The organism is uncultured Ilumatobacter sp. (genome assembly GCF_963980585.1).
GTDB lineage: Bacteria > Actinomycetota > Acidimicrobiia > Acidimicrobiales > Ilumatobacteraceae > Ilumatobacter_A.
Genome location: NZ_CAXCAM010000065.1, coordinates 1 through 12,511 on the forward strand (window position 1 = coordinate 1; position 12,511 = coordinate 12,511).

Here is a 12,511-nt window from a genome sequence, read left to right on the forward strand (position 1 = left end):
ACAAGCAGCAAGCAAGCCACAATCAAGCCACAATCAAGCCACAATCAAGCCACAAGCAAGCCACAAGCAAGCAAGGAACGACCATGAAGCTCTCCACCGCATTGATGTTCGACGGCAACGTCGAGCGCTTCACCTCCAAGATCCAAGACCTCGAGGCCGCTGGCGTCGACATGGTGCTCATTCCCGAGATCTACGGCTTCGACCAGGTGTCCGTGCTCGGCTACATCGCGGCAAAGACCGACCACATCGAGTTGATGACCGGCATTGTCAATGTCTACTCCCGCTCGCCTGCGCTCATCGCCCAGTCGGCGGCAACCATCGACGCGCTCTCCGGCGGCCGGTTCACCCTCGGGATCGGCACCTCCGGCGCACAGGTCGTCGAGGGCTGGCATGGCGTTCCGTTCAAGCGCCCGCTCGGGCGAACTCGCGACACTGTCGACATCTGTCGCAAGGTCTGGTCCGGGGACAAGGTCACCCACGATGGCAAGGCGGTGTCCCTCCCGCTGCCGGCGGACCAGGGAACCGGTCTCGGTAAACCACTGAAGTTCATGAACCGGATCGCACGCCCAGATATCCCGATCGTCATTGCGTCGATTGGCCCGAGCAATGTCGAGATGACCGCGGAGATCGCCGACGGCTGGCAGCCCATTCACTTCGTCCCCGACCGTTTCGACCGGGTGTGGGGCGAAGCGCTCGCAGCCGGCAATGCCAAACGTTCAGCCGACCTCGGCCCACTCAGCATCTTTGGCGACGCCCAACTCGCCATTGGCGAGGGCGCCGACGTCGCCGATGCCCGCGAGGGCGCGCGTGGTCACGTCGGCTTCTACGTCGGTGGTATGGGTGCCAAGTCGAAGAACTACTACAACGACCTCTTCCGCCGATACGGATGGGAAGAGGAGGCAGAAAAGATCCAGGATCTGTTCCTCGGCGGCCAACGCGCCGAGGCGATGGCGGCGGTGCCGGATGAGTATGTCGATACCGCGAACCTCATCGGCACCGAGGCCCACGTCAAGGAACGCCTCGGTGTGTACAAGCAGGTCGGAGTCACCCATCTCACGGTCAACGCGACCGGGGCGAACGCCCTCGACGACCTGTCCGCGGTCAAAGCCTGGATTGCCTGAGCAGCGGTTTCGCCGCAGCCCGACGTGACAACGTTCATGGTGGAAGATCCCGACGTGCGGCGGTACTGTATCGATTCAGAACTTGATCGATACAGTAGATCTTGCACAGGAGCCCCCCATCATGAAACTTCTCTTTACCCACTTCGTCGATTCACTCCCCGCCGACATCGAGGCCAACCTCGCTCGCGCGGTGGTCACCGGACTCGATGCAGCAACCGAACTGGTCGCCGACGGCCGCAACGAGACCCACACCTCGGCCATCGACTCCGGCCTGCGCGTCAACCAGGGCCTCACCTCCCTCAACGGCGCCGAAGTCCGTGTCAGCGGAACCGACCGGTTCTCAACGCTCGAAATCAGCGTCCCCTGGTCGGAACCAGACACCGGAACGTCAAAGCTGTGGGCTGCCACTCGATTCGCGTCGGTCGTCGCCGACGAGGTTCGCCTCGCCGCCTAAGGGCAGGTTCGACATGTCGAACCGCGTGACCTTGCAGACCGTTGCCGACCGCGTCGGCGTGTCGCGCACCACCGTCTCCAACGCATACAACCGCCCTCACGAACTCGGCGCTGCACTGCGCGAGCAGATCCTGCAAGCCGCCGCCGAACTCGGTTATCGAGGCCCCGACGCCGCTGCCCGAATGCTTCGGAGCGGGCACATGGGAGCCATTGGACTGCTCTTCACCGAGGACCTGCGATTCGTGTTCACCGACCCGGACACCACCAGCTTCATGCAGGGCGTCGCTGAGACCAGCGCCCTGTCAGGCACCGGACTGACCCTTTTGCCCTCTCCCCCCGGCGTCGCGCTCGGCGACACCGCGGTTGGCTCGGCGGCAGTCGACGGTCACATCGTCTTTTCGGTCGCCGACGGCGATCCCGCGCTCGAGTCGGTCCTGAGCCGAAATCGACCAGTCGTAGTGGTCGACGAACCCGACTTAGGCGACCGCACCTCGTTCGTCGGCATCGACGACCGCGCCGGCGCTCGGTTGGCAGCCCAACACCTGATCGACCTCGGCCACACGCACATGGCGGTCCTGCTCGGTCGACTCACCTCCGAAGTGAGGAGCGGACACGTCGGAGCCGATCGCGAACAAGCAGCAACGATGAGGATCGCCCGCGAACGAATCGCCGGCTACCGGTCCGCAATGGTCGACGCTGGCCTCGACGCAGCCGACCTGGTGCTCTGGGAAGCGGGCGGCAACGATCCGGACTCGGCCAGGCGTGCCGCCGTCCATCTGATCGAGGCACACCCAACGGTGACGGGACTGCTGTGCTTCAGCGACCAGATCGCGATCGGGGCCAGTCAGGCCGGGCAACTGGTCGGGCGGCACATCCCCGACGACCTCTCACTGGTCGGCTTCGACGACGTGCCCCGGGCGCGCACCTGGGACCCACCACTGACAACGATCCGCCAACCGCTCGTCGACAAGGGTCGAGCCGCGGCAGAACTGCTCCTCGAGCAGATCAACGGTGGTCCACCACGCCGCACCATCCTTCCGATTGAGCTGGTCGTCCGCGCATCGACGGCACCGCCGCTCGCGCGTGACGATTAGAGCAGATCGACGTGCCAGGTTGACGGCTCGAAGAGCTGGCCCATCCGAAGGTTCAGTCGGAGTTGCTCGCCTTGACCGATCGGTTGGTCGAGTCGAAAGATTCGGTTGCCCCAGCTGGTGAGCGGTGCCAGCGGGCTCGTCGACAGCGTCGTGGCATCGTCGAACTCTGCCTCGAACCACACACAGCAGCCATCGACGATCGCGTCGGCGGAAGCAGTGCGCTCGATGAGGTGATCAGTCGCCAGCGACTCGAGCGACTCAAGGGTGTGGAGATCGAACTCGAGAACGGGGTGCGGCTCGCCAACGGTGGAAGCCACCGATCCTGGCCGGGCCCAGAACTGTTCGTTGCGGCCGGTGTCGAATCGCCCGGCGATCGGTGAGTGCTCGGTCGCGCTGAGATCGATGCCATCGGGAAGATCGATGTTCCAGAAACGTCTGATCCTCATCGCGTCATGGATGGTCACTGGCTCAGCGAAGAGTCGGAAGGTGGCGGGCAAGATCCGCCCGCCGGGGCGCAGCACCCGATCGCGCAGGTCGAGCACGTTCTGCAGCATGTTCTCGTTGAACAGCTCATCGCCCATCTGTTCGTGGAGCACGACATCGATCGGCTCGGGGGGCGTGAACTCACGGCTGTTGGCCTGCACAAACTCAATGTTCGTGAAGCCGTTGAGTTGTGCGATCTCGCGCGCGACCTGAATGAAATCTGAGTGTTCAACGGCGTAGACCTTGCTCGCTCCAGCTCTGCTCGCCATGAACGCGAGCAAGCCGGTGCCAGTCCCGAGGTCGAGAACAACGTCGCCGGACTGTACGTTCCGCTCAATGCCGCGGTGGTACGCGTCGACACGAACCGAGTCACTCAACATCTCTTCGTGCTCGGCGAGCCCAGCAAAGTTGGTCTCGTTCATGTGGTCGTAGACGATGCTCATCAGCCACTCGCTCGAAGCGATCCGTCGAGCCGCGAATCCCACCGTCGATCTGGCGGCCTTTGTCGCAGCCTGCGCCGCCCGATTGCCCATGGGCCGAAGGCTACGGAGCGTCGGGGCGCGTGCGCGGAGCCGACTTGTCGGCAAACGCTGCGAGGCGGGCGCGGGCGTCGGGCTGCGTATTGACGACCCCAGCCACGACTGACTCGGCGTAGGCCGCATCGAATGGCGACATGTTCTGCATGTGGCTAATGGCCGAGCAGATCGCAAAGTTCGTCAGCGGCAGATTCGCCGCCGCCTGCTGTGCGATCTCGAGGGCTTTGTCGAAACTCGACCGTTCCGTTTCGATGTACTGCGCCAACCCGAGATCGACGGCCGCCTGGCCCTGATGGACGCGACCGGTCAACATCATGTCGACCATTTGTGCTTTGCCGACCAGCTGGGCAACCCGAATCGTCGCGCCGCCACCGGTGAACAGGCCACGCTGTCCCTCCGGGAGCGCGAAGTACGTCGAGTTGTCCATCACCCGGATGTGGGCCGAACTCGCCAGCTCAAGGCCGCCACCGACGACGGCACCACTCAACGCCGCAATCACCGGGACGCCGCCGTACTCCATCTTGTTGAACGCCTCGTGCCATCGCAGACACACGTGCATGAAGTCCGCCGGACTCCGGTCCGCGTCGTGGTGTTCGATCAGGTCAAGGCCCGCACAGAAATGATCACCGGCGCCGGCGAGTACGACTGCCCTGACTCCGGCACGCGGGGCGGCAGCGAAGAAGTCGACGAGCTCGTCGATGGTGGCGACGTTGAGTGCGTTGCGCTTTTCTGGGCGGTTCAGCACGACAATCGACACGCCGTCATCGCGGTGCTCGATGTCGAGAAGAGTGAAGCGGCGGGGGTCGAGGTCGACGGGCATGGGTACTCCGAGGGGTGGGGCCGCGTGCCCGTCCCCTTACTTGCGGGTGACGGTCACCGGGAGGCTGGTGTAGCCGTGGACGAACGACGAGAGCGTACGGCCTGGTTCGGCCTGCACTTCGATCCGTTCGAAGCGTTCGAGGATTTCTTCCCACAGGATCCGCAGCTGCATCTCTGCCAACCGGAGGCCCATACAACGGTGCACGCCATACCCGAATGAGAGATGCTGATCGGCATTCTCGCGTTCGATGTCGACGGCGTCGGCGTTGTCGAACACGGTCGCGTCGCGGTTCGCCGACAGATACCACATGAGGAGCTGATCGTCTTTCTTGATCTGCTTGCCACCGAGCTCACAGTCACGGGTCGCGGTCCGACGCATATAGGAGAGCGGCGTCTGCCAACGGATGATCTCCTGGACCATGTTGCGGATCAGATCTGGATTCGCGACCAACTTGTCGTATTGCTCTGGGAATGTATTCAGTCCATAGACACTGCCACTCATCGTGTTCCGAGTGGTGTCGTTGCCTCCGACGATCAATAAAAGCAAATTGCCCAGGTGCTCCACAGCAGACATGCCCTTCGTCGCCTCTCCGTGCACGAGCATCGAGACAAGATCACCACCTGGACTTTCACGGCGCTCTTCCCACAACCCCGAGAAGTACTGCACACATTCCATCAGTTCTTCTTGGCGTTGCTCGAGGGATTCAATGACGCCCCCCGGCTCAGGAATTGCGAAGACAATGTCGGACCAGCGGGCAAGTTTCATGCGGTCCTCGAACGGAAAGTCGAACAAGGTTGCCAACATCCGCGTCGTTAACTCAATGGAGACCGTCTCAACCCAGTCGAACGTTTCGCCCTCGGGGAGCGACTCGAGCACTTCCACCGTCCGCTCTCGAATAAGCGGTTCGAGGTTCATCAAATTCTTCGGCTGCACAGCTGGCGTCACCGTCCGACGCTGCGCGCGATGCTCAGGCGGATCCATTGCGATGAATGCCGATGTCTCCGACCCTACGGCACCACGCTCCGCAGTCGGGACGCCCAACGTGATGCCGCTGGCCGACGAAAACGTCTGCCAGTCAGCCTCCGCCGCTTTTATATCTTCACCCTTGGTCACTGACCAGTACCTGCCTGCGGTTTCGATCTCATTGAAGTGGACCGGGTCTTCATTTCGCAGTCGTTCGAAGTAGCGGTGATAACGATCGTTTGCGAACAGGTGAGCGTTCAACGGGTTGATCTCTTCGAGGGCCAACTCATCCGCCGGGGCAACGTCGGCGCCTTTTTCAGCCTGCTCTTGCTCGGGCCCACGGAATCCCGCTGGTGGCCATGGGATCTCCGTGTCAGTACTGGTGTCGGTGTCAGTCATTGTCACTACCCCTTCTTGACCTCATTACCCGAAGTCCCCGCATATTGGAACGGCGTTCCAAATAATAGCGAGTGGCGTAAAGTGGTCACAATTCCAAGGAGCCCCGTCTTACAGCTCACGCTGAATCAGTCAGCGTGCCCATTCCAACCGATCAGGCACAAAACGTCCGAAAGCCCGTCATCCTTCTGCACTCATTGGCCTTTCCCAAAAAATCGGCCTCACACCCGCCACCCTTGGGCAGGCGAGCTCAGCTCGCTTCAAGCCGATTAGTGAATACTTCTTAAATGCTGTACAGACGAAAGGGCTGGGTCGGGGTCGACAGCGGCATTTAGAAAGGGTAGTATCTCATTACACCTAAGCAGCACATTATCTTTGGTTGCGAGACAGGAGAGTGACATGACAGATCGACTCCCATCCTGGCGTCCGGGGGAAACGCGGGAGCGGCTTATCGCCTATCTCGATGACCTAAAATCAGTCCCGGTAGATGAACGTGTTGCCTGCTTCGACAACGACGGGACTCTCTGGACGGAACGTCCGTCATACATACAACTCGACTTCTTTGTCGGAATACTGACCCGACAAGTCGAGTCTGATCCAACGCTTCGAGAACGGCCCGAGTTTGCTGCTTTGCTCTCCCACGATGCGGCGGCGATGGATGACATAGGGCTCGAGCGACTCCTGGGATCACTTACATCTCTCTTGGATGGCCTTACGCCGGAGCAGTTCACGGCGTTAGTGCTCGATTTTAAGAATAGTTACAAGCACCGCACCTTGGGAACCGGACTCGAGGGCCTCGTGTTTCAGCCCATGCTGGAACTTCTGGAGGAACTCAGAGCTCTTGAATTCACCGTCGGCGTCGTCACAGGTGGGGGGACTGAGTTTGTTCGAGTAATTAGTGAGCCGTTGTACGGCATTCCCTCTGAGCTCGTTGTTGGCAGCCTGATCGGATATGACTTCATCCGTGATGATCAGGGCCGACCGTCGCTCGTGCGCAAGTCATCGGCGCACGGGAAACTCAACGACAAGGAGGCGAAAGTTGAGCATATTCAAATGCACATAGGACGACGACCGATCTTGGCGGCCGGAAATACCGCCGGCGATCAGGCGATGCTCGAATACGCGCTTGCGGGGCCCCAGCCAGGACTAGCGATTCTCATCGATCACGATGATGCGGACCGCGAATTTTCCTACGCAGGCTCTGCAGAAACTACTGCCGACGGCGAACCGATCAGGGACGTTGCAGATCGGCTGGGATGGCTCAAAGTAAGCGTGGCCAACGACTGGGTCCGGGTGTTTCCCTGAAAATAACGGGCTGACGAATTAGACAAGATGGACTAGTAGTAGATACGCCGCCCCAGGCAGCAGAAACTTTCTTTCCGGTGTTCAGGGTGACGGCCTGCTTAAAGCGGACGAGGGCCTTGAGGTCGAAATGGATCATTTTGATGTGTGTAGTCCCGATTCAGTCAACGGCACCCTTGCCGATGGTGGACCGCTCGGCACGCGCTCCTGGACAACGCAGGATTCGACGTGCAGAGCGCGCTGGAGCCCATCGACGACGATTTGATGAATAGCCATCACAACAACGCCAACTCATCGCCGAATTTCATGTGGCGGGTGTCCGCAAGAACACACCGCTCGGCCGGCGCACCACCTCACTTCGCCAGTTGGCGCTCAAGGCGGTCGAGGATCTCGTAGCACGGCAACACGTCATTGACGCTGCTGTTTGGCTCGCGGCCTTCTCGGATGGCTGAGAAAAACTCCCGGTCTTGGAGTTCGATGCCGTTGGTCGAGACATCGACGTCAGACACATCAATCGGCTCCTCACGTCCGTCGACGAGGTCGTCGTAACGAGCGATGTACGTACCGGTATCACCGATGTATCGGAAGAAGGTGCCGAACGGACCGTCGTTGTTGAACGACAGCGACAGAGTGCAAATCGCACCCGACGCGGCGCGCAGCTGGATCGACATGTCCATCGCAATCCCCAGTTCGGGGTGGATCGGGCCTTGCATCGCATGGGCGTCGACAATCGGGCTGCCGACTTGGTAGGCGAACAGGTCAACGGTATGCGCGGCGTGGTGCCACAGCAGATGGTCAGTCCAACTTCGTGCATTGCCCAGAGCGTTGGTGTTCGTCCGACGGAAAAAGTACGTCTGGACGTCCATTTGCTGAATCGCGAACTCATTCGCCTGGACCCGTCGGTTGACCCACTGGTGGCTCGGATTGAACCGGCGTGTGTGGCCGCACATCGCCACGAGTCCAGTTCGTTGCTGTGCTTCGACGACGCGGCGGCCGTCGGCAAGGTTGTCGCACAGCGGGATCTCAACTTCGACGTGTTTGCCGGCATCGAGGCAGGCAATCGACTGTGCGGCATGCATCTGAGTCGGTGTGGCCAACACGACGGCGTCGACCTCGTCCAGTGCGAGGCTCTCGGCCAAGTCGGTCGTGACGTGCCCGATGCCGTACTTCGCCGCGACCTCCTGGGTCGGTTCGAGCGTGCGGCCAACGACCGACACCACTCGCACGTCGTCGATCTTGCTCATGGCATCGAGGTGTTTGATCCCGAATGCGCCGGCACCTGCCAGCGCAACATTGATGGTCATCAGGTCTCCGAATCTGGCTCGGTCAGGATGAGGTGGCCAACAGCGGTGTTGCTCGCTGGCACGTGGTAGAAGCGATGCTCGACGGAGGGTGCCGGTCGGCCGGCAAGGTCGCCCATTGCACCGCGGGCGATCAACCACATCACCAGTTCGATGCCCTCGGAACCTGCCTCACGGAGATACTCGACGTGAGGCATGGCGGCAAGGCGCGCCGGGTCGGCGATCAATGTGTCCAGGAATGCTGCGTCGAAGTCGGCGTTGATCAGACCGGCGCGAGGACCCTGCAGTTGGTGGCTCATGCCACCGGTGCCCCACACCTGTACGTCGAGTGAGTCGTCGTACGACTCGATCGCGTTGCGGATGGCCTTGCCAAGGTCGAGGCAACGCTGCCCGGATGGAACCGGGTACTGCACGACGTTCACCGCCACCGGGATGATCGGGCACGGCCAGGCATCGGGCTGGCCGAACATCAGCGACAGCGGGACGGTGAGGCCATGATCGACCGCCATCCGATTGACGATGGTCAGGTCAAAATCTTGCTGAATGACCGAATGCGCGATGTGCGCGGCGAGGTCGGGATGTCCCCGAACCTCGGGCACCGGGCGCGGGCCCCATCCCTCATCGGCCACCGCGTAGGACGAAGCGGTGCCGATCGCAAAGGTGGGGATCATGTCGAGACTGAAGGCCGTGGCGTGATCGTTGAACACGAGCACGATCGCATCGGGAGTGTTGTCGCGCATCCACTCCTTCGACGGTTCGTAACCCGCGAACAATGGCTGCCAGTACGGCTCGTCGGTCTTGCCTTGATCGAGCGCTGCGCCAATCGCTGGAACATGGGACGTGAAGACCGCTGCGGTGATCCGTGCGCTCATGGCGCTTCACCGACATGGCGGTTGCCGTCGATCGAGCGTCCACCACCGATCATCATCGCCCGGTACTCGTCTTCGGACATGCCCGTCATCGACCCAGCCATTTGCTGGAAGCTCTTGCCATCGGTGGCGCCGATCTTGGCGAGAAAATAGATGTTGCCGCCCAGTGCGATCATTGCGTTCATATCCCGATCGAGCACCGACTGCTTTTGCGCCGCGGTCATCTCCCATTCGTCGAGGTACGCAGGCTCGTTGCCGAGGAAGCGCTCGCGGTTATCGGCCCGCATGAGCGACATGCAGAACTGGTTGAGCCAATAGCCTTTGCGCGATTGCGCCGCGTCAAAGACGGTCGTTCCTGGAATGTCGAGGTAGGGCTTGTCAATCGCCATGAGAGGTCGATTGTAGGCAACCGCTGAACCGGGGCAGAATGGGGCAATGGTTGGCGTTCCCTGCATGGTGATGCGCGGCGGAACGTCCAAGGGTGCGTTCTTCCTCAGCAATGACCTTCCGGCAGATCCCGCAGAGCGCGATGCGCTGTTGCTCGCCGTGATGGGCTCGCCCGATGCCCGCCAGATCGACGGGATCGGCGGCGCAACGCCGCTGACGAGCAAAGTTGCCGTGATCAGTCGCAGCGCTCGCTCAGACGCAGATATCGACTACCTCTTCCTGCAGGTCAGCGTCGACCAGGCGCTCGTGAGCGACCGACAGAACTGCGGCAACCTGCTCGCTGCAACCGCTCAGTTCGCCGTCGAGCGCGGCTTGATCGTCGTCACCGGACCCAGCGCGAGTGTTCGCGTGTACATGTCGAACACCAACTCTGTGGCCACGTCGACGTTTCCGGTCAACGACGGGCTCCCGGTCTACGCTGGCGCGACCGCCATCGATGGTGTGCCCCGAACCGCGGCCCGCGTGCAACTCGACTTCGCCGACATCGCGGGCGGCTCATGCGGCGCGTTGCTTCCCACCGGATCGGCCGTCGATCGGATCGATGGCATCGCGGTGACGATGGTCGACAACGGCATGCCGGTCGTCGTGATGAGCGCCACAGACCTCGGGATCACGGGTGCCGAGACACCCGACAAACTCGACAGCAACGACGCACTCCGGGCCCGCCTGGAATCAATCCGCTTGCAGGCCGGCCAACTGATGGGGCTCGGCGACGTCACCGAAACCACCGTCCCGAAACTCACCATGGTGTCCCCTCCCACGGGGAGCGGCGACCTCTCGACGCGCACGTTCATTCCACACCGGTGCCACGAAGCGATCGGCGTGCTGGGTGCCGTATCGGTCGCAACCGCAGCACTGCTTCCCGGCTCACCGGTAGCAGACGTCATCCGCACGGGCGCCGGGCTCGACGGCATCATCGTCTGCGAGCACCCGACCGGCAGCTTCACCGCCACTCTTGACATCGACACGAGCGCAAATCCACCCATTGCACGGCGCGCCGGCATCATCCGCACGGCACGCAAATTGATGGACGGTGTCGTCTTCCCCGCCTCACCATGAAATCAGTTCCCGGCCCTCACCCAGCCCCCCACGCTCCCCTCCGTTGGACTCCGCCTGCCCGAGCGACCGACGCTCACTGCCACGTGTTCGGCCCCGCGGCCCGCTTTCCTTTCTCCGCCAACCGGTCCTACACGCCTCCCGACTCTGGTCTCGAAGATTTTGAGCGGCTCCAGGAACGCCTCGGCCTGTCACGTGCGGTGTTCGTGCAGGCGTCGTGCCACGGCACCGACAATGCCGCGATGGTCGATGCGCTTCGCCGCGGCAGCGGGCGCTATGCAGGCGTGGCGATGATCGATGAGTCGTTCACCAATGCCGACATCGCTGCGCTCCACGCCGCCGGTGTGCGCGGCACCCGATTCAACTTCGTCAAACACCTCGGCGGCGCACCCGACCTCGATGTGTTCTGGCGGCTCGTTGAAAAGGTCCAGCCACACGGTTGGCACATCGTGCTGCACTTCGATGCCAAGGACCTGCCTGAGTACGCCGATCTCCTCGACCGGATGCCGTGTCCGTTCGTGATCGATCACATGGCTCGGGTCCCAACCGCCGACGGGATTGAGCAGCAGCCGTTCCAAACACTGCTCGACCTGATGCGCGATGAACGGGCCTGGGTGAAGATTTCGGGTGCCGAGCGGCTCACTGCCGACGGGCCACCGCCCTATGACGACGTCGTTCCGTTCGCCCGAGCACTCGTTGCCGCCGCCCCTGGACGCGTGCTGTGGGGAACCGACTGGCCGCATCCCAATGTGCGCCATATGCCGGACGACGGCGACCTCATCGATCTGCTCGTAGATCTCATCCCCGACGAGGCGACTCGTCGTCGCGTGCTGGTTGACAATCCCGCGACGCTCTACGACTTCAGGTGACGAGCCACCGGAGGTACAACACATGAGCCAACAATCTGACGGGGCGCCAAGCCGCATGGGCGCCCCGTTCTGGGTCCGAGTGCAGGCGCTTGTTGTCTCGTCAGGTCAGGATCTGAATGGCGTCACCGAGCAGGCTGACGCCGAACACGATGATCAGGACCGCCATCACTGCGGAGTTGTTCCCGAGCAACCACGCCTTGGCGTGATCAAGCGTGGGGTCAAGCCGTTCGCCGGCGATCAGATAGGCGATCACGGGAACGGTCACGGTGATCGCCGCAATCACGGTGAACACCACAACTGCACCGACGGTCTCGCCCGTGGAAAGCGGAAGCGCTCCGATTGAGACACCCGCACCGAGGGCGAGCAGCAGGTTCTTGGGGTTCAGCGCCGACAGCAGGAACCCGAGCCCGAACGACGCACCCGGTTTGAGGTCGTCGATCTTGGCCATCCACCCCGGCATCTTCACCTCGTCGTCGGGGCCGGGGCGTGTCCGCCATCGCCGCGCACCGGCGACAAGGAGGAGCGCACCGAGGGCAAGCTTGATCCACCCGGTGGTCTCACTCGGTTCGCTGTTGTCGGCCTCGAGGCCCGGAATGAGCAGCACGACGGTCGTCACCAGTGCAATGCCGGCAACCCAGGCGACCATGAACGAGACGCTGTTGATGCGCGCCCGGCCGCTGAACAGCATCAGAATCACTGCCGCGATGGGAATCGGGCTGATCGCGATGCCCACTGCGTACCCGAGTGTGGCGCCGATCGCGTCGCCCATCAGTGGGCCGGAATCTCTCTGATCATTGCCAC

The 12,511-nt window shown here is 62.2% G+C and carries 13 protein-coding genes; 6 read left to right on the plus strand and 7 right to left on the minus strand.

The window, feature by feature from the left end; all coding sequences use genetic code 11:
- The 3 genes from ACH2DW_RS14345 to ACH2DW_RS14355 form a co-directional block, all read left to right on the plus strand.
- On the plus strand, nucleotides 1-1,121 hold a 1,121-nt coding region (locus ACH2DW_RS14345), incomplete at its 5' end, for an LLM class F420-dependent oxidoreductase (RefSeq protein ID WP_394930429.1).
- A gap of 121 nt (nucleotides 1,122-1,242) precedes the next feature.
- Nucleotides 1,243-1,575 (plus strand): hypothetical protein, encoded by a 333-nt coding sequence (locus ACH2DW_RS14350; RefSeq protein WP_394930430.1) that lies wholly within the window; start codon nucleotides 1,243-1,245, stop codon nucleotides 1,573-1,575.
- 13 nt (nucleotides 1,576-1,588) lie between these two features.
- A complete protein-coding gene (locus ACH2DW_RS14355; protein WP_394930431.1) occupies nucleotides 1,589-2,668 on the plus strand; it encodes a LacI family DNA-binding transcriptional regulator in 1,080 nt (359 codons plus the stop codon).
- Here the strand turns inward: ACH2DW_RS14355 and ACH2DW_RS14360 are convergent.
- The 3 genes from ACH2DW_RS14360 to ACH2DW_RS14370 form a co-directional block, all read right to left on the minus strand.
- Nucleotides 2,665-3,594 (minus strand): methyltransferase domain-containing protein, encoded by a 930-nt coding sequence (locus tag ACH2DW_RS14360; RefSeq protein WP_394930432.1) that lies wholly within the window; start codon nucleotides 3,592-3,594, stop codon nucleotides 2,665-2,667. The two genes, ACH2DW_RS14355 and ACH2DW_RS14360, sit on opposite strands and share 4 nt — an antisense overlap.
- Before the next feature lie 100 nt (nucleotides 3,595-3,694).
- Complete coding sequence (locus ACH2DW_RS14365; protein ID WP_394930433.1) at nucleotides 3,695-4,507, minus strand: crotonase/enoyl-CoA hydratase family protein; 813 nt, start codon at nucleotides 4,505-4,507, stop codon at nucleotides 3,695-3,697.
- A 36-nt stretch (nucleotides 4,508-4,543) separates the two neighbouring features.
- On the minus strand, nucleotides 4,544-5,869 hold the full coding sequence (locus tag ACH2DW_RS14370) for a cytochrome P450 (protein WP_394930434.1): 1,326 nt from the start codon (nucleotides 5,867-5,869) through the stop codon (nucleotides 4,544-4,546).
- Nucleotides 5,870-6,265: 396 nt separating this feature from the next.
- Between ACH2DW_RS14370 and ACH2DW_RS14375 the strand changes: the two genes are divergently transcribed.
- On the plus strand, nucleotides 6,266-7,171 hold the full coding sequence (locus ACH2DW_RS14375) for a haloacid dehalogenase-like hydrolase (protein ID WP_394930435.1): 906 nt from the start codon (nucleotides 6,266-6,268) through the stop codon (nucleotides 7,169-7,171).
- A 350-nt stretch (nucleotides 7,172-7,521) separates the two neighbouring features.
- Here the strand turns inward: ACH2DW_RS14375 and ACH2DW_RS14380 are convergent, their stop codons facing one another.
- From ACH2DW_RS14380 to ligA, 3 genes are read right to left on the minus strand one after another with little or no spacing between them, the layout of a single operon-like run.
- Nucleotides 7,522-8,472: a Gfo/Idh/MocA family oxidoreductase gene (locus ACH2DW_RS14380; protein WP_394930436.1), complete on the minus strand. Its 951-nt coding sequence runs from the start codon at nucleotides 8,470-8,472 to the stop codon at nucleotides 7,522-7,524.
- Entirely contained in the window at nucleotides 8,472-9,341 is an 870-nt protein-coding gene (locus ACH2DW_RS14385) for a class III extradiol dioxygenase subunit beta (protein WP_394930437.1), read from the minus strand. Before ACH2DW_RS14385 ends, ACH2DW_RS14380 begins: the two co-directional genes overlap by 1 nt.
- Complete coding sequence (gene ligA, locus ACH2DW_RS14390; RefSeq protein WP_394930438.1) at nucleotides 9,338-9,727, minus strand: protocatechuate 4,5-dioxygenase subunit alpha; 390 nt, start codon at nucleotides 9,725-9,727, stop codon at nucleotides 9,338-9,340. The genes ACH2DW_RS14385 and ligA overlap by 4 nt, the downstream gene beginning before the upstream one ends.
- A gap of 46 nt (nucleotides 9,728-9,773) precedes the next feature.
- Here ligA and ACH2DW_RS14395 point away from each other — a divergent pair, with 46 nt between their 5' ends.
- Nucleotides 9,774-10,844: a 4-oxalomesaconate tautomerase gene (locus ACH2DW_RS14395; protein ID WP_394930439.1), complete on the plus strand. Its 1,071-nt coding sequence runs from the start codon at nucleotides 9,774-9,776 to the stop codon at nucleotides 10,842-10,844.
- Complete coding sequence (locus tag ACH2DW_RS14400; protein WP_394930440.1) at nucleotides 10,841-11,710, plus strand: amidohydrolase family protein; 870 nt, start codon at nucleotides 10,841-10,843, stop codon at nucleotides 11,708-11,710. Before ACH2DW_RS14395 ends, ACH2DW_RS14400 begins: the two co-directional genes overlap by 4 nt.
- Nucleotides 11,711-11,810: 100 nt before the next feature.
- Here the strand turns inward: ACH2DW_RS14400 and ACH2DW_RS14405 are convergent.
- Nucleotides 11,811-12,511: GAP family protein (locus tag ACH2DW_RS14405; RefSeq protein ID WP_394930441.1), on the minus strand; the 701-nt coding region annotated here is incomplete at its 5' end.